This window comes from Enterobacter sp. Lyrl_3, assembly GCF_051948675.1.
GTDB lineage: Bacteria > Pseudomonadota > Gammaproteobacteria > Enterobacterales > Enterobacteriaceae > Enterobacter > Enterobacter cloacae.
In genome coordinates this window covers 36,665-62,281 of the sequence record NZ_JAYJLI010000015.1, presented here as the reverse complement: position 1 = coordinate 62,281, position 25,617 = coordinate 36,665, and the positions used below count along the sequence as shown (strand labels likewise).

Sequence of the window (25,617 nt, the reverse complement as noted above, 5' to 3'; positions counted from 1 at the left end):
ACCCGGAGTGAACCAGACCGAAACCTTTCAAGGTCGGGTTCAGGCTTTCAGCATGGCAAGAACCGCCCATCGTGCCGCATCGTCTGCGATATTTTTCGGCAGCGCATCAGCCCGCAGAGTGATATAAGCGTCAATAGCCTTTCTGATCGCAATGCTGACGGAGTCACGATCGTGCGTTGCCAGCGTGGATGCAAGCAGGCCATCAGGATCAAGGCCATGGAATTCAATGCGGCGAACCCCACGTTGCGGTAGATTTGCCCGACGGCACAGCATAGGTCCCAGCACTTGCTCGCGAAAGAATGACAGCATACCAATCGCTTCAAAGAGTTCGCCCCTTCCCAGTTTCACCACCGCATAATGAAGCCAGATCCAGGCTCGGGACTCAAACCACTCTGGCGTCATGTCAGGCCATTGAGCACTATATTTTGCCAGTTGTTGTTCCAGAGCCAGGTGATCGCGGGTAAATAACACTGCAGGCTCCTCTACGCGTTGAGTGAGCATGTCCAGTGTGACAAATTTCAGATCGACATGGAGGAGTTCAGGACCATACAGGCATATAAGCAGACGAGGCTCTCCGACATGTTCCCCGGTGAAGGCATGCAGCAAATGCCCCAGTGTTCCGGCGAACTCAATACGCTGCGCCATGATCTCGTCATAGCAGAGAGGGTCTACCACAACGACAAAATCGAGATCGGAGTAAATATCGAACCCGCCATGAATAAGCGAGCCGCCAGCGAGAAGAGAGTGAATTCGCGAATCAGCCTGAAATTTAAGCTTGAGTTGCTCTGCAAAACTTCTGTGTAAATCGGGTAATGTACTTAGCATACTTTTTCCTGTTCACAAAAAAGACAAAGCATTACAGAATATCGAGCTCTTTATATAAGGGCCAGATATTTTTTGCAGGAACCGTCTTGTCCCTGAGGAGTGTACTCGCTTAGCCATAAAGCAATCTCTTAGATATGAAGGGCATAGTTATGTTCTGACTGCCAGGCACGATGTCGTAATTCATCACTTCAGCGATTGTTGAATCTGTTTTTAATCAGCCATACCTGTTATTGTTTTATATATTAAGCAGGAGCATTCAACGTTCAGGAGTGAAGGGTGATAGACGCGCAACAGGAAACGAAACTTCGTTCATACGGGTTTACTGATAAAAACATTACGGCTTTGCGTGCCGTACTTGAAGATCCGAAACGTAAAGATCGGACTCTGCATTCACTTTTAGTTGAGCTAAAACGACGCTTCTACACGTCCTGGATCATTGTCATTGGTTTACTGTTTTTTGCTACCTATGCAACTATCACTAATGATTATGGTAATGGTTGGATTTATTTCGCAATAATTATCGTTTTATCTCTTTTTATATTGGGAATGGCCCCGCCGTCTGTTTCATGGAAGGCGGTGAAATTTTTACGCAACGAAGATTAACTCTCCTTTCTGCCTGGCGAGCAAACTCTTGTTCATCGGTATTATAGGTTTTCCCATTTTATAAAGTTTATGGGCTAATTTTTTCACCTTTAATAGCCTATGTCGGCCCTGTCATCAAATACGATGAGGCGTTACATTAAAACTATTTTCATGCGTTCAATATAAAAAACATAAAAACATTTCTGTAATTACAGGGATGACTAATGAATGTTGCATTCAAAAAATTGTATAGTGTTTATATAAGGAGAAAATTAGCCAGAGATATTATCTCTACCGCGTTGTTCGTCATGATGAGGTGCTGAATAGGATTCACATACCCCGCCGTTGCTGGAGCAATGCAGAATGATCAGAGAGCCTTTTCTACTGCTCTTGCTTCGCTGCAAGGAAAGGCGTCAAATTTTGCAGCACATTGTATACAGGACTCGCGTGTCAGACAGCAGTATTTGCGCGATATTCTGAAAATGTCTGCTGAGTTTGTGCAAGCAGTGGTAGCCACGGGTGTGTGCGCAGCAACTGCACCCGTTTGTATTGGTGTTGCGGCATTAGTGGGCGGAATTCTTGCGTCGATTGGAACAGACCTCCTGTTCGGAACCCTGTATGTTTCACCGCAAGGGAGAAATTAAAATGCATTTGACTGAAACCCAGCTGATCGCCCGCGTCCCCGTCTGGCACGCCTTATCAGAACTTTTTACCGGGCGCGAACTCCAGGAGTATGACTATCAATGGATGGCAGAGGTGCTGAAAAAATCCGGATTAAACCGGGAAGAGATCTTCAGAATTGTGGATGAGGAAGTCGCCCCTGCTCTACAGGATAACCTGCTTTACAACCCAACGCCGGTGATGGACGGTTGGTCAGAAGAAGACATCAAACGGCTTGTGACAGCGTATTTGAACAGAAAGCCGACAATTATCGAACGCATCATTCCGGCCCGGGTACTGTTAAAACAACGGCGCAAACACATCAGCAAGGAACTTAACAGGCTATCCGCTGAGCTTGATAAAGGCATGTAATAAGTTATAAAGCGAGATGATAACCAAAGAACGTTAATAGCACAGGTCTTCTCGCACACACAAAAAACCCGCACACCTCAGGCATGCGGGCTTTTTTATACCAGTAAGGTCACCCTTACTCGGCGACCACAAACCCCGGCAGATCGGCATCGAAGTAGTTGTGATACATATTCATCACTTCGGGATTACGGAAGCTGTAGGTTTTCAGCAGCCAGCGTTTTTCCGCAGAGTATGGATCTCTCACCTGGATGATTTCCCGGTTGTGTAAAGAGTCCTGATTGGCGAAGGAGAACAGGTCGCCTTTGTTAATAGCAACGCGGCCTTTTGCCGCTTTGGTGATGGCCACCTTAAGGTCAATTAATGCTTTGATCGCCTCTGCTGGCGCATCCGGAGAATACGTTGTGCGTGTGTCGTAGTAACGGAAAGTATGAATATTCTCCAGGATCGGATGCAGCTCAGAATCAATCTGGCTGGCGTTCGAGTCGCGAGAGTATTCATCAAAAGGGGTAATAAAAAGTGGCTTGCGTAACCACTCCTGGGATTCAGCCTTCAAATTATCCAGAATCGCTTTACCGTCCAGGTAGCCGGTAAAAATCAGGTTTTCTTCGCTGCAACGCATGCCTAATAAACTGAGAAAATCAGCGCGTACCGGGTGAGCGGTGCGATCGTTGTGGTAATAAAGTTCGCCGTCCGTTTTTTGCGTTTGTGTGTTGCTGTATTTTTTGTCGGCATAAACATCATGGAAAAAATCACCGTTGTTGCGCGTACGGTAGGCCAGTAACGGGGAGTCGGTGAGCTGTGCGAACAGCTCCAGCAGCGCCTCTCCTACAAAGGTGAGCTTTTTGGCGTACTTATCGTTAACGGGATTGGACTGATCAAATTCAGGAATGATGGTGTCGAGTGGTACGTTTTTTAATAAATGCGCGTTAATGCCTTGATCCTTGCGCTCTTGCCTGACGCGCTCGCAGGCCTGAACAAAAAAAGTGGGCACCAGACCATTTTCAATGAGTTCGGTGATGGACTGCTTGAAGAGTTTGTAGTCTGTATAAGGGCTGATGGTGACACGGCTGATAAGTTTTGATAGCTCATCTTTTTGAAGATCGTTAAACTCTAGCTGGGTGATCATAGTTTGATTGCCTTATGTACGCTCAAAACAGACGCTGCACCCTGAGAAAGTAAGGCGTCTTGTTTTGAGTCTTATGGTTGTATTGGATTAAATCTTTCCTGTTTGCCTTGCGTAAGCGAACAAGCCACCGGCGGCGACAATGTTCGCAAGTTCCCCTACCGGAGCGGTTTTCAGAATCCCATCAGCAGTACCAATCTGATGAGCGTCTAAATCGATTTCAATGGTATCCCCCGTTTTCAGCGCACGGATATCACAGCCTTCATTCAGCGTGACGGGCATGATTTGCCCCGTGGATACACAGTTACGGAAAAATATGCGGGCGAACGACTGGGCGACGACGGCCTTCACGCCGGATGCTCCCAGGGCCACCACCGCATGCTCGCGCGATGAGCCACAGCCGAAATTTTTCCCGGCCACAATAAAGTCATAACCGGCTCGCTGCGTCTGCGGGTTAATAAACGGCAGCGCCCCTTCCGGCAGTCCGCACATGGCGAGCGTTGCCAGCTCTTCACGCCCCTCGGCAGAGGCCGGGTTAATTTTCAAATATTCAGCCGTTAATATCTGGTCGGTATCGATATTGTCGCCTAACACATAAACTGTACCGCGCATTACGTTATTAATAGTCATTAGTTAAGTACCGTTCTGGATTAGTAATAAAACCGGCCACTGCCGCAGCAGCCACTGCATAAGGTGAGGCCAGATAAATCATCGCGCCTTTGTTTCCCATCCGCCCCACAAAGTTACGGTTGGTGGTGGAGATCACGCTTATCGGATCCCTGACTCTCCCAAAGGTGTCCGCTGGCCCGCCACAGCAAGCCGCGCAGCCGGGTTCAGAAGATAATTTAACGCCAGCCCGGGTCAGGATTTCATACACGGATCGGCCCTTCACCTGGGTGGTGATCAGATTATGAAAAACCTCTTTGGTCGCGGGAACGGCGTAGGTTGGGATGGCCACCTTGCGCTGCCACAGTATTTCCGCAGCAGCGATAAAATCATCCGTTTTACCGCCCGTGCAGGAGCCAATATAGGCTTGCGAAATGGCAATATTTTCCAGCTGTGCCACTGCCACCACATTATCCGGGGAGTGTGGCCGCGCAATCACGCTGGTTAATGCCGAGACGTCAATATCAATCGTGCGGACGTAATGCGCATTTTCATCAGGCGTCACCACGGAATACGGGACGGTGGTTCTGGTCGCCAGGTAATCCAGCGTGGCCTGGTTTGGCACCATAATGCCGTTTTTAGCCCCGCACTCCACAACCATATTGCACATCGTCATTCGCTCTTCGACCGATAATTCATCGATGACATTGCCGGTAAATTCGATGGCATTATAGGTCGCCCCTTCCACGCCCAGCTCTTTCATTAACACCAGAATTAAATCTTTCGCCTGAACGCTTTTCGCTTTTTTACCGTAGTAATTCACTTTTATGGTGGCGGGAACCATCAACGGGATCTCTCCCGTACCCAGGGCATACGCCCCGTCGGTGATCCCCACGCCAATGGCGAAGGTACCAAAGGCCCCGGCGGTCACAGTGTGTGAATCGGTCCCCAACAACACCTCTCCCGGCCGGGTGTGTCCCCCTTCCGCCAGGCCGATATGACACACGCCTTTATAGTCCGGGGTGCCCACATCATAAAAATGGGTAATATTTTGCGCTTTTGCGAATTCCCGCATTACCCGAATATTTTGATTCGCCTGTGGGTCGGCGGAATAAACAAAGTGGTCAGGGATCATAATAAAGCGATCCGGGTTCCAGACTTTTGCCTCTTCACCAAATTCTTTTTTAAATACGCTGGCGACGCCAGGCGTGCAAGGATCGTGGGACATTAATACATCAACATTCACGAAAAGAACTTCACCCGGTGAAACATGCGATCTCTTGCTGGCTCTGGCGATTATTTTTTCGGTTAACGTCATCCCAGGCTTTATATTTACCGACGCACAATCATCAGTTTCGTGAATATTCATTTTTCTCTCCTCTTTATCTGATGGGGAAATTACACCGTACAGAGGAGGGGCTTTCAACGGGAATCCGTTATTCGTCAGATTAGTTTCATTTTGCGTATGAATTGTTCCTCAGGTGGAACTGTGCTCCCTGCTGCGCAAATTCTTTAAGTAAAGCAGTGCAGATATGCATACCACCAGAATATAGATCAGGCAGAAGATCAGCATCAGCGTGGAAAAGTCCCGGCTCACCAGCAGCCACGCCCCAACGGCCAGTAAAAAGGCATTGGCCAGCCCGAAATCACGCTCCATGCGCCCGAACACGCGCATACGTTCATCCGGGGTATTGGCAGAGAGATCGAGGTTAGCAAGCGTGACGGGCCGGATCGTCCCGGAGCCAAACCCCAGCAGCACCAGCGCCAGCAGCCCGGAGACAAAATAGTCCATGCCTCTCGCTGCAAGCCATTCATTGCTGGCAAAAAGCCCCAGCGCCGCCGTCATAAAAAGGCTTGTCGTCGCCAGTAACGCCGTTACCCCAAACCGTGCGATAAACGGCCCGGCTATTTTGATCGCCCCCCAGGACGAGAGCGTAAAGCAGCTCAGCACGGCACCGAAAAGCAGCGGGTCGACATTCACCATAATAAAGTAGAACGGGATAAAGCCGATGAACGGCGCCAACGTAAAAGCGCGTGAAATGGAATAGAACAGCATCCAGAAGAGCTGGTCCCCTCTGGGCGAAAAAGAGACCCTCTCAACAGGCCGGGCAGGTTCGGGCTCTGCCTCCTGCACGCGAATCAACGCCACGCATCCGGCGGAGATAACGCTCACCACAATGGCGGCGATAAACGGCCACTGGGGGTTATAGTCAAACAGAATACTCCCCAGCGACCCGGCGATCAGGGTGGCAATAAACATCCCGCTTTGCGACGTGGTCTGGATCTGCATAAACCGGTGCTGATCGCCTGCGGTGAGCTGGCGCAGCAGGGCCGCATCCGTGGTAAGCGCAATGGTAAATCCCGCGCCGCCAAGCAGCTGCGACACCACCAGCAGAGGGAGGCTGACCTCACTTTGCCGGGTGCTCCAGAGCATCAGCGCCATTCCCAGCGCCTTCATCAGTTCGCCTGCAATCACCGTCTGTCTGGGTGACAAGAAGCGCAGCAGCCAGCCGGGTATGCCGCTGCTGAAGGTGCTGGTCAATCCATACAGCGCCAGCAGGAAAATAATCCGGTACATCCCCATGTCTATTGTCCAGAAATAGAGCAGCAAGACGGGAAGATGGAAATAGCAACGGGAAATAATACGGTAGGCCAGGAACAGGCCATGGTTGCCAGACCCGGGATGTAACCGGCGCGTCGTCATGACGCCAGCATCGCCATAATATCCATATCTCCCGCACGAAGGATTTTAATCTCCTTCTCCAGTAACGAGACGATGGTGCTGGAGACCGTTGTCACCGGACGCTGGACTGCGGGCAGAATATAGCCCACACGGTCGCCAAACGTCTGGCGGGCGGCATCAATGTCGATCAGGCAGTCAGACTCCACGCCGGAAAGATTGGCAGAACTCATCCCCAGCGGGCGGCCAAACAGCGCAATCACCTCTCGCAACACGCTCTGATGATTGCACACCAGAGAGATGGATTCCGGCTTCAGATAGGGGTTCTGCGGCACATTGTCCGATGCCGGAACCACCACATTCAGCGCGCCGGGCATGGCACCAATCAGTTTGTCGAGCGCAGCGCGGTGCTGGACCTTATCGACGGCGATGTAATCCCATGCCTGCGCCGGTTCCGCGACGAAAAGCGTCAGCGGTTTCTGTCGTTCGCGTTTTTTGAGATCGTAAATTTTCTGGCAGGCGTCAATGTTCCACGGGTCTGCCGCCAGGGCGTAATTCGTGTCCGTGGGGACCAGAACCACCTCGCCGCGCTTCAGGGCGGCGACCGTATTGTGTATATGCTGCATCTCTTTTCCTGTTTAAATGTTGACGGTTACGCTACGGCCCGCGAGGCAGAAACTGGCGGGATCCGGCACGTCTTTCCAGTCGATATCGATATGTGCAGTCAGCACTTTCACGGGCAACTGCCGGCGCGCGATTTCAGGCGGGGGCTGTACGTCCCTTTCCCCGACCGCCACGCGTCCACTCCCAGCGCGGAGGGTTCTTATCGTTCCTTTCCAGCGTGTGGCGGATGCGGTGGTCAGACGCACCGTTACCGCCATCCCCGGGCGCAGACTGCCGGCGTCAGCCTCATCAAAAAACGCCTCAACCCAGCGAGTGCGGCAATCCAGAATGCGCACAATCGGGGTGCCGTTCTGAACGCTCGCACCACTCTCCTCCGTCACGTCCCAGATCACGCCGTCCGTGCTGCTGTTGAGCGCCGCCTGCTGACGGGAGTGAAGGAGTGCAGCGACTTCCTGAATGCTTTGCGTCGTCGCCTGCTTGCGGGCAATCAGCTGTAGCTTCTCCTGCTGCATATTCTCGATTGTGAGCGACATATCGCGCTGATTCTGCTGTGGCGCATCCAGCGTTCTTGGCCCTGTCAGCTGAAGGCCGGATTTGGCGGCATTCACGTCCAGTAAACGCTGACGGAGCTCGGCTGCTTTCGCCTCCTGGCTGGCCTGCAACACCCGCGTGTTGTTCTTGCGCTCTTCATACTCCATGCGGCTGATGAAACGCTGCTGGTAGAGATTTTCATAGCGCTGAAGCTGCTGTCGGGAGAAGGCGGTTTGCGCCGTAATTGCGCTCAGCTCCTCCTTCAGTTGCACAAACGTGGCAGCCGATTGTTTCTCACCTAACCGCTGCTGCATCCTGCTCTCGGCGAGGTACTGCTGCCGCTGCTGCTGATAAACCTGCAGTCGTTGATCGATCCCCGAAATTTGCTTGTCGAGTTCAGCAAGCTGGATCTCCAGCGCGCTGCGCTGGGCCACCAGGCCGGGGATCTGGTCGTTCGCCTGCGTGGTGACCACATTTCCCAGCGATTGCCGGGCCCGGACCGCCTGTCCCGGCGCGATGTTCTTCGCCAGCACCAGCTGTCCCGGCAGCGGGGAGAGCACCGTGGATATTCGGCCATTGATAAAGGCCTCCTTGCTGGAGACCCCCATTCCCGCAAAAAACAGCAGAACAATGGCCACCAGCACGCCACCCGCCACGCCCCATTTGAGCAGGCTATGCCGGGCGAAAACCGCTCTGATTCGGTTAATCACGCACGCCTCATTAACGCTTATACAGCGTGACGACGCTGGCTTTCTCAAGGGTATGCATGTTGATGAGGAAACGTATCACCGCGTTTGGCAGATCCGGCGTCACGCCCAGGTCATCGCAGCTCAGGGCGTGCAGGGTGAAGATATAGCGGTGCGGAATGTCGCCCTCTGGCGGGCAGCAACCGCCGTAGCCAGGCGCACCAAAATCGGAGCTGGCGTGTTTGATGTCGGGTGTGTTCGCTGGATTTCCCGCTCCTGCCGCAAGCCCGGTCAGGCTGGCAGGAATGTTATACGCCACCCAGTGCCAGAAACCGCTGCCCGTTGGCGCATCAGGATCGTACGCGGTTACGGCAAAACTTTTGGTTCCCTGCGGGACATTTTCCCAGGACAAGGCGGGCGAGACATTATCGCCATTCCCCCCAAAATTATGATATTCGTTCGCTTTGGAGAGAAAAGCGTAGTCACTTAAACCTGCAATAGATACTTTCATAGCGTTAACCTCTGTTTGAAAATCGGTATTTACCGGTGGGTTGTTCTATTGGTAACCGATTGAAAGCAAAACCGGTAACAGAATTAACCAACCCGGCATATTGCCCAGGAATAACGCGATATTGTTCCAACACTGAAACAATGCGGTGAAAATTTCTCTGCTGATTGCGAAGCCTCTTATTACACGACATCCTTTCCCTAAATTTATGACACCAGTGCGGTGCAGGGAGAATTGAATGATGAATAAGAAAGTCGCGTGGAATGGTCAGGTTCAGCCGGAAGCGATTAACGTATTATCGGCTGAAGGCGGAATGATTGTTTGCCCTACGAAAGTGGGTTATATCATTATGACCTCAGATAAAGAGGGGCTGGAGAGAAAATTCGAAGCCAAACAGCGAAACCGTAATAAACCCGGCGTGGTATTGTGCGGCAGTATGGAACAGCTGAAATCGCTGGCGGAGATGAACCCGGAAATCGAGGCATTTTATCAGGCCCACTGGGATGCAGACGTATTACTGGGCTGTATTTTACCGTGGCGAGAAGATGCCATCGCCAGATTACCCGATAACGGCCTCAAAGAGCTGATGATGGACGGCAGAAAAACCAGCTGCTTCGTGATTAAATTTGGCAAACCCGGCGAAATGATTGCTAAAGAGCTGTGGGAAAATCAACAGAAATTCTCTTTTGCCAGCTCGGCGAATCCGTCAGGAAAAGGCAACCGCGGCATGGTGGAATTCATTGGGGAACGCATCGAATCGCGTGCAGACTTAATTATTTGTGCCAACGAGTACGTTAAGTCTATTCAGCCTGATGAGACCCAGGAGAGTCGCTATGAACAAGGCGTGATGGTGTCCATGGTGGACAGCGAAGGGAAACTGGTCCCTGAACAGGGTAGTGCCAGAAAAGTGACCCCTTGCCCGGTATTAATTCGCAAAGGTCTCGACGTGAATAAAATTATTAATTTCATGTCCGCCCAGTTTAATACCTGGGACTATCGCCACGGCGATTACTATTAATTTTTGGGTTTAACCGCGTCACAGGGATATCGATAATCATGTCATTTATAGACAAGGCCATTACCGTATTGCGTAATAGCGGGATCATCCTGATCCCTACCGATACCCACTTTGCCCTGGCAGCCGATCCTTACAGCCCGGATGCCGTGGAAAAACTGACGCTGTTAAAAAGATCGCCCTGTACCAGAGAGATGACGTTTTGCTTCTGCGAACTGGCGGACATATGGGAATGGGTGGATGTCAGCCCGTGGCAAAGAAGCAAAATTGAAATGCTCAGCCGGGCCTGCTGGCCCGGCACCCTTAAAATCAGCCTGCGAAAGAAACAGCGCGCCGATTTTCTTCCCGGCGCAGGCGATATTCTCCCGGTCGTCTGCGTGAAAAACAGTCAGATGCGAACCATCATCAGCCGCTTAGGCAGGCCGCTGGTGGTGATCCCGGCAGGGTATCCCCAGGATGAGGGCGATCTTGTCAGTTTTACGCTCGCACGGGAAGACATGGGAGACTGTGTCGATCTGGTTGTCCCGTCCAACTGCAAAAACCCCAGCCGTACCGCCACCACGCATATCTCTTTGCTGGATGACAAAGTCTCGATCCTGCGTCATGGCGAGCTGGATATCAGTAGCCTGCTTTGACCTCGGCCCCGGCGATCAGCTGCTGAAGTTCGTCGCTAAAGCGTTTAATGCCTGAGGTCATCGTGTTTTTATTTTTGGACAGTAGCCACACTTTATATTCATCCATCTGCCAGCCGGGTAAAAGCCGGACCAGTTTCCCGGTGGCGAGACTTTCTCGCGCAATGTAATTGGGCAAGTAAGCAATGCCGAGGCCGGAAAGCGCCATGCTGATCAGCGCCACGCTGTTGTTGCTTCTGAAGCGGCTATGAACGTCGATATTGACCTTCTGTTTCTCTTTTCTGAACGGCAGCGAAACCGTACGCGCCACACCGCGAAACAGAATGTAGTTGTGGGCCGGGAGATCGCCCGGCGTCAGGACAGGACGCATCCGGGCGATACAGTCAGGGGTGGCATAAAGCCCCCACTGGATGGAGCATAAAAATTTGGTGTGCTCATGGGTTGGCGTGTCCTGCGCCACAATGATAGAGAGATCGTACTGGCTCTCTTTGATATCCACCGCTTTATCCGATAAATCGAGATCGACATTGGCCATAATATTTCGTTCTAAGTACGCATTTAATGCTGGCACAACATACTCTTTTCCGAACGTCACCGGGGCAAGTATTTTTATTGTCCCCGCTGGTTCCTCATAATAATCCCGTATAAAGCGTTCTGCGGCGCGCAGTTCATTCAATATTTTGAAGCAGTGCTGATAGTAACTCAGCCCCAGCTCCGTAATCTCTATTTTCCGGGTGGTGCGCTTAAGCAGCATTGCACCAATACGTTTTTCCAGCGTTGAAATATCCCGGCTAACTGATGACTTCGACATTCCCAAAGAGAGTGCGGCCTCGGTGAAGCTCAGGGTTTCGACGACACGCGCGAAAACCACCATCGGAATTAAATTCTCGATTTTTTCCATTCTACAATCTGCACCAGGTCAGCAAACATCACCCGATAATTAGTGGCAAAAGTCCTTGCTATCGTCAAGTGAAAATTTTCCAGCATTGTCGTTCTGCCCCGGTTCGATAATAACTCCGCAGCGCCGCACGGCTATTTTTCACCGCCTAACAAGAATATATTTTCTTCGAAAAATGGGTTAACTCAGAGGGTGAATATCCACGCACTAAAAGAAAAATATCTGGTTTTTTATGCTTTATTTATTGCTTCTGAATACGAATTAAAAATTTAAATCCGCTGATTTCCCTCTAGCATAACGACTCAGGGTGAATGTTACGAGAGGGTTAACCGTGAGTGAATGCATAGTTTCAGGAACACAGTGGGGGGCACAAAACCCCATCCGCGAGGACGATCTTGCGGCAAGGATCGATGCCTTACCGGCTTCCGCCGGACTTTGGCGATTCATCGCCTTGCTGTCCCTTGGCGGTTTTTTTGAGCTTTACGATCTGTTTCAGACAGGCTACATCAGCGCCGGTCTCATTGCTGATGGCATCTTCCACACCGGCCAGCAGGGCGTGTTCGGTATGGCCGACCAGGCCGCGTTTGCGTCCGCAACCTTTCTGGGGCTTTTTATCGGTGCCAGCCTGCTCAGCCCCTATGCTGATCGCATTGGCCGACGCGCGACCTTTATGTATGCCCTGCTCTGGTACGGGCTGTTCTCCCTCGTCATGGCGTTTCAGCATCAGGCAGAATGGGTGATCTTTTTTCGTTTTATGGTAGGCATCGGCCTCGGCGTTGAACTGGTCACCATTGATACCTATCTGACAGAGTGGGTACCTGCTCACCTTCGCACCCGCGCCTTTGCTTTCGCCTTTTTCATTCAGTTTCTCTCGGTTCCTGCCGTCGCGCTGATGTCATGGTGGCTGGTGCCGCAGATGTGGTTTGGCCTGAGCGGATGGCGGTTCGTGGTGATCGCTGGCGCGCTGGCGTCCATCATTATCTGGCTGGTACGCAAGGGGCTGCCGGAATCTCCGCGCTGGCTGCTGCAGCAAAAGCGCTTTCATGAGGTGAGAACCGTCATGCAGGAGATGGAGAAGCGCTGCGGCAGCGGCGAACAGGCTGATTTCCCTCTCCGCGCCGGGCAGCACAACGAACAGGGTTCACTCAAGGGCAGGTTTAAGGATATCTGGTCTCCGCGCTACCGTGGCCGGGTTGCGATGCTGGTGGTGATGAATATCTTTCAGGCGATTGGCTTTTTTGGCTTCGGGAACTGGCTGCCCGCCCTGCTGTCCGGCAGCGGGACATCCGTCACGCACAGTTTGTTATACGCCTTTTTCATCACGCTGGCCTATCCTCTCGGCGCGCTTATCTGCAGCCGCTATGCCGATCGAATGGAAAATAAATGGCAAATCGTGTTGTCCTGTCTGACCACGGTCATCTTTGGTTCGCTGTTCGCGTTTCAGAGCAACCCACTGCTGCTCATTGCCTGCGGCTTTTTTATTACCTGGTCCAATGCCTGGCTGACTTACAGCTACCACTCCTATCAGTCAGAGATTTTCCCCACCCGTATCCGGGCGCGAGCGGTCGGCTTTTGTTACTCCTTTAGCCGTTTATCCACCGTCTTCAGCAGTATAATTATCGGTCTGATACTGCAATATAGCGGCTCAACGGCGGTCATTGCCTTTATTGTGATCAGTATGCTGATTGTTATGCTCACCATTGGTATTTTTGGTCCCAACACGCGCGGTATCGACCTGGAAAATATTTAATCACGGTGACTAACAAAATGCCGTCTCACAACTTGTGAGCGGCATCCATGATTATTTTCGCTGCCCTGTAGATAATAACGTTGCCCCTAATAACATCGGGCGGGAGCATACCAGGAAAACACGGATGAAATTTGCGCAAACAAGGAGAGAGCGATGTACAGACCCTTCACCATAGTATTTTTTATTCTACTGACGCTGGCAGCACTGGCTGAGATTGGATATCTCACGTTCGGTTAGCCTTTCGCATGAAATAGCGCCGTCATGGCCTCCACCCTTTTACAGTTTTTTCCTAAAGCCGCTTCGCTTTGTCTGTGACATGCTGAATCACGCTCATAACCGATAACGTAAATGAGGATATTATGAAAAAAACAATTATCGCATTGTCTGCCATTCTGCTGGCTTCTCCAGTATTTGCTGCGACCACACATGCAACTGATGATACCGTCGCCGCGGCGAACGCTAACGCCAACGAAGCGAAGCAAAAACTGCACGAAGAGCAGAACAAAGGTGAAGAGCTGAAGCTGAAACAGAAACATGCTGCAGAAGGTAAAAGCGAAAGCTTTGGCAGCAAGGTCAGCGAAGACTCACAGAAAGTCTGGCACAAAACCAAAGAAGGCACCGAGAAGGGTTGGGACGCCACCAAAGAGGGTGCTGAGAAAGGCTGGAACAAAACCAAAGAAGGTGCCAGCGAGCTGGAAAAGAAAGTCACTGAGTAACCGTCACACAGATAAAAAAGGCCGCCTGCGCGGCCTTTTTTATTGCTTCAAATAAAGTCAGGCGTATTTTACCCCTCACCATTTCATTAAATATCGCCTGCTAGCAGAAAATTTAACCCTGTAAAAGAATATTTTTAAAATGCGAATAAATATAATATATCTTACATCAAAAACATTACCCTATCTTAAACCGCAATTAAGCAACCATAAACAATCAATGCCAGAATACGATTAAAGTTATCACCTACCAATTATTTTCCCGCGGCGAAAACGCATAAAAAACCGACTCATCAAAAATTAACTAATCGCACATAATCAATGGCTTACAAATTTTAAATTATAAACAAAATCTATAAAGCAATGCCCTCTTCACATCCTTGCGCCATGTTTACTAAAGCTTAATTTGCATATCCAGACTTTTCTGACTATATCATTTTCATACCGTCCCGGATTAATTCCTCTATTAAATACAAGGTTATATAAAAGACAAAATCACATTGTTGATAGTTTTTCTCAAATAAATAGATTCGCTCTGATGTTGCCACTCTGCATTCTGGCGGGCATCGTTCGCGCTGAAAATAAATACGGTGAGCGCTGTTTTAAATAACAGTTACTCCGCCGGGGGCGCGCTTTACCCTTAACAGAGATGGCTCATCTTGCTCGCCGTTAACGATAACTCTGCTGGAGTACTCACTAAATGAGCCAAATCTCTGTTATATCGAAACTTACGGGTGTGGAAACCACCACGGAAGGCACTCAGGTTACGCTGAGCCATTCCTCTATCGTTGAGCTTAAGGTAGAGCGAGCCAATGTCGCTGACTTCGCCCGCAACGGTAACGATCTGGTGATCACGCTACACTCCGGCGAGGTGATTACCGTTAAAAATTTCTTCGTCACCGATGCGCAAGGGGCGAGCCAGCTGGTACTGCAGGACAGTGAGGGGGCGCTGTGGTGGATTCAGGACCCCGCCGGGGCGGCCACCTATGAATCTATTGCCTCCACTGACGTCCTGCTTGCTGCATCCGGAAGTGATGCAGGCGGCGCGGCCATCTGGCCCTGGGTACTGGGTGGCATTGTCGCCGCGGGTGGCATCGCGGCGGCGGCAAGCACCGGCGGTGGCGGCGGTGGGGATGACGATGATGACAACGGCAGCAACCCCGGCACGCCGACAAACCCTTCCGATCCGGATACCACTCCGCCGAATGCACCGTCCGGCCTGCAGTTCTCGCCGGATGGTAAAACCGTCTCCGGTACCGCCGAACCGGGCAGTACCATCACGCTGAAAGACGCCGACGGCAACGTCATCGGCACCGGTAAAACCGGCAGCGACGGTAAATTCACCATCGACCTGGGGACGCCGCTGACTAACGGCGAACAAATTACCGCCACCGCGACGGATTCCTCCGGGAATACCAGCCCGGGCACGACCGTAACCGCTCCGGACACCACCGCGCCGGATGCCCCGGACATCCTGCTGGTAAATGACGATGCCGGCGACAAAGCGGGCCCGCTGGAAAACGGCCAGCGCACCGATGATGCCCGCCCGACCTTCAGCGGTATCGGCGAGCCAGGCAGCACCATCACTCTCTACGATAACGGCAAGCAGATTGGCACCACCACGGTGGATGCTAAAGGTAGCTGGAGCTTTACCCCCACTACCGATCTCGCCAACGGCAGCCACACCATTACCACAACCGCGACCGATGCGGCAGGCAATACCAGCCCGGCATCCGCTGCCGTCAGTTTTGTTGTCGATACGGTTGCGCCCGGTGCACCCACCATTAGCAGCGCAACGGACGATATTGATCCCGGCAAAGGAACGGTAAGCAGCGGAGGCAGCACTAACGATCCGCGTCCTCAACTCTCGGGGACCGCCGAACCAGGCTCCACCGTAACCATCTATGACGGCTCTGTCGCTATTGGCACGGCGGTCACCGGCAGCAACGGCACGTGGACCTTCACGCCATCGGTCAATCTGGGTGAAAGCACCCACCAGTTCACCGTTCGGGCAACCGATGCCGCAGGCAACACCGGACCCGCCTCTCCGGTATTCACCCTCACCGTGGATCTCACCCCTCCGGCAACGCCAACGGCGATTGTACTGAGCGATGAGACCGGGGCCATTAAAGGCGCAATTACCGCTGGCCAGTTCACCGACTCCTCTGAACCACTGCTGGCGGGACGGGGAGAGCCTGGCGGCACAATCCAGGTCTATGACAACGGTGTGCTGATTGGGCAAACCACCGTGCTGCCAAACGGCACCTGGAGTCTCAGGCCAGACAACCCGCTCGCGGAAGGTCCGCACTCGATCACCATCAAACAAACCGATGCGGCGGGCAACCAGAGCGCAGAATCCCAGCCGGTGAACTTTACCGTCGATACCACGCCACCGGCGCTGCCCGTTATTGCCATTAACCCGGTGGGAACCCAGGTTACCGGCACCGCCGAGCCAGGCAGCAAAATCGTCATCACCAACAGCAACGGCGACGTGATTGGCCGCGCCACCACTGACGGCAGCGGTAACTTTGTTGCGACCCTTTCTCCTGCACAAACAAACGGCGAGCAGCTTTCGGTGGTAGCCACTGACGCGGCGGGCAACCAGAGTCCGGCGGCGTCCCTCACCGCACCGGACACGACACCCGATATCCTCTCTGTGGTGGATGATCAACCCGGCGTCACAGGCCCCATCAGCCAGAATGGGATCACCAATGACCGCACCCCTACCCTGAACGGCACGGCGGAGCCAGGCTCGACCATCACCATCCATAGCGGCGGCGACGTCCTCGGCACGGTCGTTGTTCCATCATCTGGCCAGTGGACCTTTACGCCATCCACCCCGCTGGCCGAAGGTGCCCATGTACTGACGGCGACATCAAGCAACGGTAACGTTTCAAACGCCTGGACCATTACCATTGACGGAACGGCGCCTGATGCGCCCGCCATCACCCAGCTTGTCGATAATGTCCCTGGGGGCACCGGCCCGGTGGGTGCCAACGACACCACCAATGACGCAACGCCGACGCTCAACGGTACCGGTGAACCCGGCTCAACGATCACCATCCGTCTGGATGGCGTCGATATTGGCACCGCGGTGGTCGGTAGCAGCGGCGCGTGGACCTTTACGCCCGCCACGCCGGTCGGCGACGGCATGCATACCCTGACCGCGATCGCCACCGACGTCGCCGGTAACACCAGCCCGGTATCCGGTGGATTTACCTTTACCGTTGATACCACCCCACCGCCGGTCGCGACGCTGGCAACCGTCACCGACGACGCCGGAGACGTTAAAGGCCCGCTCAACAGCGGCGATACCACGGATGACACCCAGCCGTTACTTCAGGGGAGCGCCCCGGATGGCACGGTCATCACCGTGTATGACGGCACCACGCTGCTCGGCACCGCAACGCCCGACGGCAGCGGCGGCTGGAGCTTTACCCCCACAACACCGCTTACCGACGGCCCGCATTCGCTGACAATCCATGCCACAGATGCCGCCGGGAATACCTCGATTTCTGATCCGTTCGAGCTGGTGATTGATACCGTCGCACCGGCCACACCGGACACGCCAGCCATCACCGTTAACCCGGATGGATCAGCACCCACGTCGCTGAACCCGGGGGAAACCACCCGTGATACCACGCCGACGCTGAGCGGTACCGGTAATCCGGGCGATACGGTGACGATTTACAACGGCACCGACAAAATCGGTGACGCCGTGGTGGACGGCGACGGCAACTGGAGCTGGACGCCATCCACCGACCTGCCCAACGGCACCTATGACATTACCCTGACCGTCACCAACAAGGACGGCGCGGGCAACGAAAGCGCCCCGTCCCAGCCGGTGACTATCACCATCGACACCGACGCGCCTGCCGCGCCCGCGGTCCCGGTCATTACCGACAGCGTCAGCCAGATAACCGGCCCGGTTGCCGATGGCGAAACCATCAACGATCCGCGTCCGGTACTGAGTGGCACCGGCACGCCAAATGATGTGATTACCATTTACGACAGCGTTGATGGCGGCACGCCAACCGCCGTGGGTACCGTCACGGTAGACGGCAGCGGCAACTGGAGCTGGCGTCCTGAAAGCGCTATTGACGAGGGCAGCCACGAATTTACCGCTACCGCCACCGACGAGGCGGGTAACGTCTCTGCCCCTTCTACGGGGATCACCATCACCGTCGATACCCTCGCACCGGATACCCCGGTGATTGGCGCCATCGCCGGTGAGCCGAATGGCGGTGTTACTACCGATACCACGCCAACCGTCGGCGGAACCGGTGTGACGGGTGAAACGGTAATCGTCTATAACAATGGCGTCGAGCTTGGACGCGTGGTTGTGGCTAACGGCGAATGGTCATTCACCCTGCCCACGCAGACGGATGGCCCGCTGAACATCACCGTTGCGGCAGTCGACGCTGCGGGTAACGTCAGCGCACTCAGCCCGGTCTTTACTGTCACCGTCGATACCACTGCACCTGAGATCCCGCTAATCAACAGCGTTGAAGACAGCCAGCTCACCAACGGGACGCTCTATACCCGCGACGGTACGCCAACCCTCAACGGCACCGGCGAGCCGGGCTCCACCGTGATTGTCAGCGTGGACGGTACGCCATCCACAGTCCAGGTCACCGTCCAGCCGGATGGGACCTGGAGCTGGACCGCCGACACCACACTGGCGGAAGGCCCACACAGCTTCACCGTCTCGTCGGTCGACCCGGCAGGTAACGCTTCAGGAAGCTCTGCGCCGCTTGCCGTCACGGTGGATACCGTGCTTCCGGCAGCGCCGGACAATATCAGCGTGGCCGCACAGGGGACGCCGCTGACCGGTACCGGCGAAGAGGGTGCCACCATTATCGTTACAGACGCCAGCGGTAACGTGATCGGTACCGGGGTGGTCTCCGGCGGCAACTTCTCCGTGGCGCTCAGCCCGGCCCAGCAGGACGGCGCGGCGCTGACCATCACCGCCACGGATGCTGCAGGGAATCTTAGCCCTGAAGCCTCCTATACCGTCACCGGTACGCAGCCGAACCTCCCGGACGTGCCCGTCATTACGGTCATCAACGACGATACGGCCCCGGTTACGGGCGATGTGAAAGACAAAACCACTAACGACACGACGCCGACCCTTGTCGGGACAGCAGAGCCAGGCAGCATAATCACTGTCTATCAGGATGGCGTGCAGGTTCTGCTGCCAACCGTAACCGCCGATGCAAACGGCGACTGGAGCTATACGCCAGCTCTGCCGCTGGGTGAAGGAGCGCACACCTTTGAGGTCACCGCCACGCTGAATGGCGAAACCAGCGGACGTTCGCCGGTGGCGACCGTCACTGTTGATCTCACCGCCCCTGACGCGCCTGCCATTGGCGCAGTTATTGATGATGTCGGCCCGGGCACCGGTCCACTCACGGACGGGCAGACCACCAATGACAACCGCCCAACCCTGACCGGTAGCGGCACGGCGGGCGATACCATATCCATTTACAGCAACGGCACCCTGCTGGGCACCACCGTGGTCGGCCAGACGGGTAACTGGAGCTTCACGCCATCCGCGCTGGCGGAGGGCAATAACGTCCTGACCATCCGTGAGACCGATCCGGCGGGCAACCAGAGTGCGCCATCGGCAGGCTTCACCATCGTGGTTGACACCAGCTCCACCACCCCGGTGATTGTTAACGTCACTGATGATGTCGGTAACACCGCCACGACCGTGGTCAGCGGCAATACCACCAACGACGCAACGCCTACCCTCTCCGGTACGGCGGAAGCGAACAGCGTGGTGACGATCTTTGATGGCAATACGCAGATTGGCATCGTCACGGCGGACGGTACCGGCGCGTGGAGCTTTACGCCTGAGACCGCCCTCGTCGAAGGGTCACACAGCTTCACCGTCAAAGCCACCGATCCGCAGGGTAACATCAGCCTGGCGTCAAACGCCTGGAGCGTGGTGGTTGACCTGACGGCGCCAGCGGTCCCTGTGCTTGAGACCGTCAGCGACAACGTGGCGGGCGGGATTGTCGGTAATCTCACCACCGGCCAGGTCACCAATGACACCACGCCAACGCTCAGCGGGACAGGCGCCGTCGGCAGTACCATCCACATCCTGAACAATGGCGTGGAGATCGGTACCGCACCGGTAGACAGCAACGGCAACTGGAGCTTTACCCCTATTCCGGCGCTGGGAGATGGCAGCTATAACATTCGCATCAACGCCAGCGATGCCGCCGGTAACGTCTCAGCCAACTCGCCGGTCTTCGTCTTCACGGTTGATACCGCAGGTCCTTCCGCGCCGGTGGTCACCAGCGTGATTGACGATGTCGGTCCGGTCACCGGGACGCTCACCAGCGGCAACAGCACCAACGACACAAAACCCACCTTCAACGGCACGGGCGAAGTCGGTTCCACGGTGCACATCATTGTTGATGGCAGCGAGATTGGCACCGCGGTCGTCAATGCTCAGGGGAACTGGACCTTCACCCCGGGTACCGCGCTCACCGAAGGGCCACATGCCATCACCTTCAACGCCACCGATGCGGCAGGCAATACCGGCAGCACGTCGGCACCGATTAACCTGACGGTGGATACCTCCGCACCGACAGCGCCGTCCATTTTGACCGCGAGCGATAACGTGGGCAGCGTTCAGACACCGCTCTCCTCCGGGCAGAGCACGGACGACACCACCCCAACCCTTAGCGGCACAGCCGCGGCCAACGCGACCATCACTGTCTATCAGGACGGCCAGCAGGTCGGCACCGCCCAGGCTGACGGCAGCGGCGCGTGGAGCTTTACCCCGTCCACAGCGCTGGCGAATGGTAGCCACACCTGGTCCGTCACGGCCACCGATGCGGCGGGCAACGTCAGCCCCGCATCGCCTGACTTTACGCTGGTGGTGGATACCACCGCGCCTAACGCGCCGGTTATCAGCCAGGCGGTTGATGACGTGGGCACGATCACCGGCCCTGTCAGCTCCGGACAAAGCACCGACGACACCATTCCGCGTCTCGTCGGTACCAGCGAGCCGTTTGCCACGGTGAACATTTATGAAGGAACGACGCTGGTGGGCACCGGCACCGCGGATGCCAGCGGAAACTGGAGCATTCTGCTGACCACCACGCTGGCAACCGGTCCACATAGCTTTACGGCTCAGGCGACGGATGCGGCAGGTAACACCAGCGCGCCGTCAGCAACCTTCAACCTGACCATCGACACCACGCCGCCTGCGCAGCCGGTGCTGAGCAGCATTGTGGATGACGTCGGGAATGCCGCCACGCCTGTCGCCAATGGCGGATTGACCAACGACGCGCAGCCAACCCTCACCGGTACGGCGGAAGCGGGCGCGACGGTGAAAATCTTCGATAACGGCGTGCAGATTGGCAGCGTTGTCGCCACCGGCGGTAACTGGAGCTTTACGCCATCCCCGGCGCTCAGCGATGGTCAACACAGCCTGACGTTTACCGCCACCGATGCGGCGGGCAACGCCAGCGCACCCACCACCGGGTATGTGATCAACGTGGATGCCACCGCGCCAGCCGCGCCGGTCATCAGCGCGATTGTAGACGACGTGGGCAGCGTTACCGGGCCGGTGACGGGCAATAACCCGACCAACGACACCCGACCAGCGTTGAGCGGTACCGCCGAAGCCAATGCGACGGTGCGTATCTACGACGGTAGCACGCTGGTTGGCACGGTCACCGCCGATGCCAACGGCAACTGGACGCTGGCGCAGACCACCACCACGCTGACGGAAGGTTCGCACAGCTTCACCGCCACCGCCACCGATGCCGCGGGCAATACCAGCGCGCCATCAACCGTGACCACAATCCTGGTGGACCTGACGGCACCGGGCGCACCGACCAGCCTGCAGGTGATCGCTAACGGAACCCAGGTCACCGGTACCGCGGAAGCGGGCAGCACCGTCACCATCACCAGCGGTAACGGTACGGTGCTCGGTACCGCGACGGCAGACGGTAACGGCAACTTTAGCGCTACCCTCACCACGGCGCAGACCAACGGTGAAGCCCTGCTGGTCTACGCGACCGATAAGGCCGGTAACGCTGGCGTCAGCGCCTCGGTAGTTGCGCCATCAACCAACATTCCAAACGCACCGGTTATCGCCAACATTGACGATAACGTCGGTAGCGTTACCGGAGGGCTGACCAACGGTAAAACCACCGATGACACCACGCCAACCCTGAGCGGCACCGCACAGCCGAACGCCACCGTCACGCTGTATAACAACGGCGTGTCGATGGGTACGGTAGTGGCGGATGCCAGCGGTAACTGGAGTTTTACGACCCCGGCATTAAGCGAGGGATCACACGCCTTTACCGCCACGGCGACCAACTCAGCCGGTACCAGCCCGATCTCGCTCTCGACAACCGTTATCGTCGACGTGACGGCGCCAAACGCGCCTGCCGGGACCTTTAACGCTGACGGCAGCGTATTGACCGGTACGGCGGAAGCGGGCAGCACCGTCACCATCCGCCTCGCGGACGGGTCAACGGTGACCACCACCGCAGACAGCAATGGCGCCTACAGCTACACCTTCCTCAACAAGCAGACCGAAGGCCAGACGCTGCAGATCACAGCCACCGATGCGGCGGGTAACACCTCGCAGCCGGGCTCGGTCCTTGCGCCGGTGGTGCCGCTCTCTGCCAGCAATAACGTTGAAGAGCTGGATCTCAGTACCACCGCCACCGTCACCAACAGCCAGTACAGCGACTATGGCTTCCTGCTGGTGGGTGCCGTAGGCAACGTGCTGACCCTGCTGGGCAACGATACAGCCCAGGTTGAGTTCAACGTGGGCAGCGGCGGCAGTGCGGATATTGTGGTCAATGCCAACGCCACGGGGGCGGTGCTTTCGCTGCTCAACACCCTGGAGCTGGTGGTGCAGCGTTTCGATACCGTCAACAACACCTGGACCACCGTCGTGGATACCGGACAACCGCAGTTCGCCGACCTGCTGACCCTTGGGGCCACCGGCGTGTCGCTGAACCTGACCGGGCTCGCTGATGGCCAGTATCGCGTGCTGAGCTACAACACCAACCTGCTGGCAACCGGCTCGTACACCAGCCTGGATGTGGCGGTGAAAGAGACCAGCGCCGGGACTGTAACGGGCGACACCAGCCTGGACGGTAACGTGATCCTGGATACCGATCCTACCGCAGGCAGCGATAACGCCCCGGCAGGTACGACCGTCTCCGCCGTGACCAACGCGCTGGGGGTCACCACCAGCGTTAACGCCGACGGCACGGTGATTCAGGGGCAGTACGGTACGTTGACCATTAACCGCGACGGTAGCTACACCTACAACCTCACCGACACCAGTGCCGCGGTGATTGGCCGCACGGAGAGCTTCACCTACACCATTACCCATAACGGTGTCAGCGCGTCGGCGAACCTTGTGCTGTCGCTCGGTTCGGGCAGCGTGGCGAATGGCATTGTCGCCGTAGACGACGCGGCTTCCCTGACCTTCGACACCACCGTCCAGGCCATCGATAACGGCACATCGTCGCAAAGCGGCTTTACCCTGGTGGGGATCAATCTCGGCAACACGCTGGGGCTGAACCTGCTGGACGATATGACCAACCCGATCATCTACACCGTGGAGGAAGGTACAACCCGCACCATGACGATTCAGGCCTCCGTGGGGGGCGTTGCCCTGGCATCGGTGTTCGACCTGTACGTCTATAAGTTCAACAACGCGACCCAGACCTTCGAGCAGATGCGCGTTGAGCCGGGCTGGCTGCGTGCGCCGCTGCTGGGCGGCACCTCCTCGCAGCTGACGCTGAACCTGCCTGCCGGGGAGTATCTGTTCCTGCTCAATACGGCGGCAGGGATCACCGCGCTGACGGCCTACACCCTGAGCGTGCTGCAGGATCATGTCTACAGCGTCTCCAGCATCGGGGAGAGCACCACGGGGGATGTGCTGGCAAACGATCCGGTGCCGGATGGCACGGTGGTGACGGAAGTGAACGGTGTGGCGGTTAACAGCAGTGGAACAACCGACATTCAGGGAGAATACGGCACGCTGACCATTGATTCGTCCGGCCAATACACCTACACCCTGAATAGCGGCGTGGGTGCGGACCATATCAGCACGCCGGACACCTTCGTCTATACCATTACGGCACCAAACGGCGCGAAAGATACGGGCTCGCTCAACATTACCCCAACCGCGCGGGCAATGGATGCGGTGAACGATGTCAGCACCGAGATGAGTGTCACGTCGGTACACCATACCTCGGCTTACTCTGACACCACCGTCGGCAGCGCCAGCTGGACCACCTCGTTGCTAGGTACCACCACGGGCAGCGGAAGCGGGACCTTTGTGGTGGATCCGAACACCGCCCTGCATAGCGCGTCGCTGCACTTTGACGTCGCGTCGCTGCTGGCGCTGGGCGGGCTGACGGTGAACTGGACGATCAGTGATGCCAACGGTGTTATTCGCACCGGCTCCTTCAGCGGCGGCTCGCTGCTGGGCGGCAGTATCGACGTGCCCCTGACCGGGCTGGATCTGAACGCCGGGACCTATACGCTGAGCTATACCGGCAGCGTACCGGGGCTGAGCGTGGGCAATATCACCATCACCCCGAGCGTGAACGGTACCACCTACTCGCTGACCCAGTTCGACTCCACCAGCGGCCACACCGTTGACGGCAATATCTTCGACGGTACGGATTCCGCCGGGGCGATGGATCAGCTGCAGTCGGTCGATACCCGCGTGACCATTACCGGCTTCGACGGCACCACCACCACGCTGGATCCTTACACCGGCAGTACGCTGGTCAACGTCACGGGTCATTACGGCACGCTGTCGATTGGCGCAGACGGCCACTACACCTACACCCTCAACAGCGGGGTGTCGCTCTCAACCATCACGTCGAAGGAGGTCTTCAACTACACCCTCACCGATGCCAACGGCAATACGGACACTGCCACGCTGACCATCAATATGGCGCCGCAGTTCGTCAGTTCTGAGCATAACGATGTCATTACCGGCACCGCGTACGGCGATACGCTGATTTATCAGGTGCTGAACAGCACCGCAGGCAACGCCACCGCGGGTAACGTCAGCAGTACCGCCGGCGATCACTGGACCAACTTCTCGCTGGCCCAGGGAGACAAAATTGACATCGGCGATCTGCTGGTGGGCTGGAACGGCAGTGCGTCAACGCTCGGTAATTACCTGCATGTGACGAACAGCAATGGCAGTACCGTGATCGCCATCGACCGTGACGGTACAGGAAGCACCTATACCAATACCACGCTCGTGACGCTTGATAACGTCCAGACCACCTACGACGAGTTAGTTAACCAGCAACACATCGTGACCTGATAGCACCTGTAGTACCTGACCCGGGCGCACTGCGCCCGGGCATAAACAATAAAGCTGTACTTATTTTTTAT

At 55.6% G+C, this 25,617-nt stretch carries 16 protein-coding genes; 7 read left to right on the top strand and 9 right to left on the bottom strand.

All coding sequences use genetic code 11. The annotated features are described in order from the left end of the window. Nucleotides 1-39 precede the first annotated feature (39 nt). Nucleotides 40-825: a hypothetical protein gene (locus tag VF709_RS20240; RefSeq protein WP_038420443.1), complete on the bottom strand. Its 786-nt coding sequence runs from the start codon at nucleotides 823-825 to the stop codon at nucleotides 40-42. A 276-nt stretch (nucleotides 826-1,101) separates the two neighbouring features. On the opposite strand from VF709_RS20240, the gene VF709_RS20235 reads away from it, so the two are divergent. After that, complete coding sequence (locus VF709_RS20235; protein ID WP_038420444.1) at nucleotides 1,102-1,428, top strand: hypothetical protein; 327 nt, start codon at nucleotides 1,102-1,104, stop codon at nucleotides 1,426-1,428. 624 nt (nucleotides 1,429-2,052) lie between these two features. Continuing rightward, nucleotides 2,053-2,439, top strand: a complete 387-nt coding sequence (locus tag VF709_RS20230) for a DUF7079 family protein (RefSeq protein WP_440232225.1) — start codon at nucleotides 2,053-2,055, stop codon at nucleotides 2,437-2,439. A 115-nt stretch (nucleotides 2,440-2,554) separates the two neighbouring features. Here the strand turns inward: VF709_RS20230 and VF709_RS20225 are convergent, their stop codons facing one another. The 7 genes from VF709_RS20225 to VF709_RS20195 form a co-directional block, all read right to left on the bottom strand. Continuing rightward, nucleotides 2,555-3,565 (bottom strand): TauD/TfdA family dioxygenase, encoded by a 1,011-nt coding sequence (locus tag VF709_RS20225; RefSeq protein WP_013098374.1) that lies wholly within the window; start codon nucleotides 3,563-3,565, stop codon nucleotides 2,555-2,557. Nucleotides 3,566-3,652: 87 nt separating this feature from the next. After that, nucleotides 3,653-4,192, bottom strand: coding sequence for a LeuD/DmdB family oxidoreductase small subunit (locus VF709_RS20220; protein ID WP_013098375.1), 540 nt, complete (start codon nucleotides 4,190-4,192; stop codon nucleotides 3,653-3,655). Then, nucleotides 4,182-5,486 (bottom strand): 3-isopropylmalate dehydratase large subunit, encoded by a 1,305-nt coding sequence (locus tag VF709_RS20215; RefSeq protein WP_223232831.1) that lies wholly within the window; start codon nucleotides 5,484-5,486, stop codon nucleotides 4,182-4,184. The genes VF709_RS20220 and VF709_RS20215 overlap by 11 nt, the downstream gene beginning before the upstream one ends. Nucleotides 5,487-5,645: 159 nt before the next feature. Beyond that, nucleotides 5,646-6,872, bottom strand: coding sequence for an MFS transporter (locus VF709_RS20210; protein WP_038420452.1), 1,227 nt, complete (start codon nucleotides 6,870-6,872; stop codon nucleotides 5,646-5,648). Continuing rightward, nucleotides 6,869-7,474, bottom strand: a complete 606-nt coding sequence (locus VF709_RS20205; protein ID WP_013098378.1) for an L-threonylcarbamoyladenylate synthase — start codon at nucleotides 7,472-7,474, stop codon at nucleotides 6,869-6,871. Before VF709_RS20205 ends, VF709_RS20210 begins: the two co-directional genes overlap by 4 nt. A 12-nt stretch (nucleotides 7,475-7,486) precedes the next feature. Further along, entirely contained in the window at nucleotides 7,487-8,713 is a 1,227-nt protein-coding gene (locus tag VF709_RS20200; protein ID WP_038420454.1) for an HlyD family secretion protein, read from the bottom strand. Nucleotides 8,714-8,723: 10 nt separating this feature from the next. Next, the gene (locus VF709_RS20195; protein WP_013098380.1) at nucleotides 8,724-9,200 is read right to left on the bottom strand and encodes a YbhB/YbcL family Raf kinase inhibitor-like protein; all 477 of its coding nucleotides are present in this window, start codon (nucleotides 9,198-9,200) and stop codon (nucleotides 8,724-8,726) included. A 235-nt stretch (nucleotides 9,201-9,435) separates the two neighbouring features. On the opposite strand from VF709_RS20195, the gene VF709_RS20190 reads away from it, so the two are divergent. Further along, complete coding sequence (locus VF709_RS20190; protein WP_149896943.1) at nucleotides 9,436-10,215, top strand: L-threonylcarbamoyladenylate synthase; 780 nt, start codon at nucleotides 9,436-9,438, stop codon at nucleotides 10,213-10,215. A 38-nt stretch (nucleotides 10,216-10,253) separates the two neighbouring features. Next, entirely contained in the window at nucleotides 10,254-10,847 is a 594-nt protein-coding gene (locus tag VF709_RS20185) for an L-threonylcarbamoyladenylate synthase (protein ID WP_013098382.1), read from the top strand. On the opposite strand, the gene VF709_RS20180 is transcribed toward VF709_RS20185, so the two are convergent. Continuing rightward, on the bottom strand, nucleotides 10,831-11,745 hold the full coding sequence (locus VF709_RS20180; protein ID WP_013098383.1) for a LysR family transcriptional regulator: 915 nt from the start codon (nucleotides 11,743-11,745) through the stop codon (nucleotides 10,831-10,833). The two genes, VF709_RS20185 and VF709_RS20180, sit on opposite strands and share 17 nt — an antisense overlap. 340 nt (nucleotides 11,746-12,085) lie before the next feature. Here VF709_RS20180 and VF709_RS20175 point away from each other — a divergent pair, with 340 nt between their 5' ends. The 3 genes from VF709_RS20175 (at nucleotide 12,086) to VF709_RS20165 (ending at nucleotide 25,546) form a co-directional block, all read left to right on the top strand. Next, the gene (locus VF709_RS20175) at nucleotides 12,086-13,492 is read left to right on the top strand and encodes an MFS transporter (RefSeq protein WP_080292720.1); all 1,407 of its coding nucleotides are present in this window, start codon (nucleotides 12,086-12,088) and stop codon (nucleotides 13,490-13,492) included. Between the two features lie 359 nt (nucleotides 13,493-13,851). Next, nucleotides 13,852-14,208 carry a hypothetical protein gene (locus VF709_RS20170; protein ID WP_013098385.1) on the top strand — a complete coding sequence of 119 codons (357 nt, stop codon included), beginning with the start codon at nucleotides 13,852-13,854 and terminating at the stop codon, nucleotides 14,206-14,208. 697 nt (nucleotides 14,209-14,905) lie between these two features. Further along, nucleotides 14,906-25,546 carry a BapA/Bap/LapF family large adhesin gene (locus VF709_RS20165; protein ID WP_440232213.1) on the top strand — a complete coding sequence of 3,547 codons (10,641 nt, stop codon included), beginning with the start codon at nucleotides 14,906-14,908 and terminating at the stop codon, nucleotides 25,544-25,546. The last annotated feature ends 71 nt before the right edge of the window (nucleotides 25,547-25,617 follow it).

Coding starts and splice junctions, on each gene's coding strand:
- VF709_RS20195 (WP_013098380.1), bottom strand. CDS start 9,200: ATGAAAGTATCTATTGCAGGTTTAAGTGACTACGCTTTTCTCTCCAAA.
- VF709_RS20220 (WP_013098375.1), bottom strand. CDS start 4,192: ATGACTATTAATAACGTAATGCGCGGTACAGTTTATGTGTTAGGCGAC.
- VF709_RS20215 (WP_223232831.1), bottom strand. CDS start 5,486: ATGACGTTAACCGAAAAAATAATCGCCAGAGCCAGCAAGAGATCGCAT.
- VF709_RS20185 (WP_013098382.1), top strand. CDS start 10,254: ATGTCATTTATAGACAAGGCCATTACCGTATTGCGTAATAGCGGGATC.
- VF709_RS20225 (WP_013098374.1), bottom strand. CDS start 3,565: ATGATCACCCAGCTAGAGTTTAACGATCTTCAAAAAGATGAGCTATCA.
- VF709_RS20170 (WP_013098385.1), top strand. CDS start 13,852: ATGAAAAAAACAATTATCGCATTGTCTGCCATTCTGCTGGCTTCTCCA.
- VF709_RS20190 (WP_149896943.1), top strand. CDS start 9,436: ATGATGAATAAGAAAGTCGCGTGGAATGGTCAGGTTCAGCCGGAAGCG.
- VF709_RS20240 (WP_038420443.1), bottom strand. CDS start 825: ATGCTAAGTACATTACCCGATTTACACAGAAGTTTTGCAGAGCAACTC.
- VF709_RS20205 (WP_013098378.1), bottom strand. CDS start 7,474: ATGCAGCATATACACAATACGGTCGCCGCCCTGAAGCGCGGCGAGGTG.
- VF709_RS20165 (WP_440232213.1), top strand. CDS start 14,906: ATGAGCCAAATCTCTGTTATATCGAAACTTACGGGTGTGGAAACCACC.
- VF709_RS20230 (WP_440232225.1), top strand. CDS start 2,053: ATGCATTTGACTGAAACCCAGCTGATCGCCCGCGTCCCCGTCTGGCAC.
- VF709_RS20210 (WP_038420452.1), bottom strand. CDS start 6,872: ATGACGACGCGCCGGTTACATCCCGGGTCTGGCAACCATGGCCTGTTC.
- VF709_RS20180 (WP_013098383.1), bottom strand. CDS start 11,745: ATGGAAAAAATCGAGAATTTAATTCCGATGGTGGTTTTCGCGCGTGTC.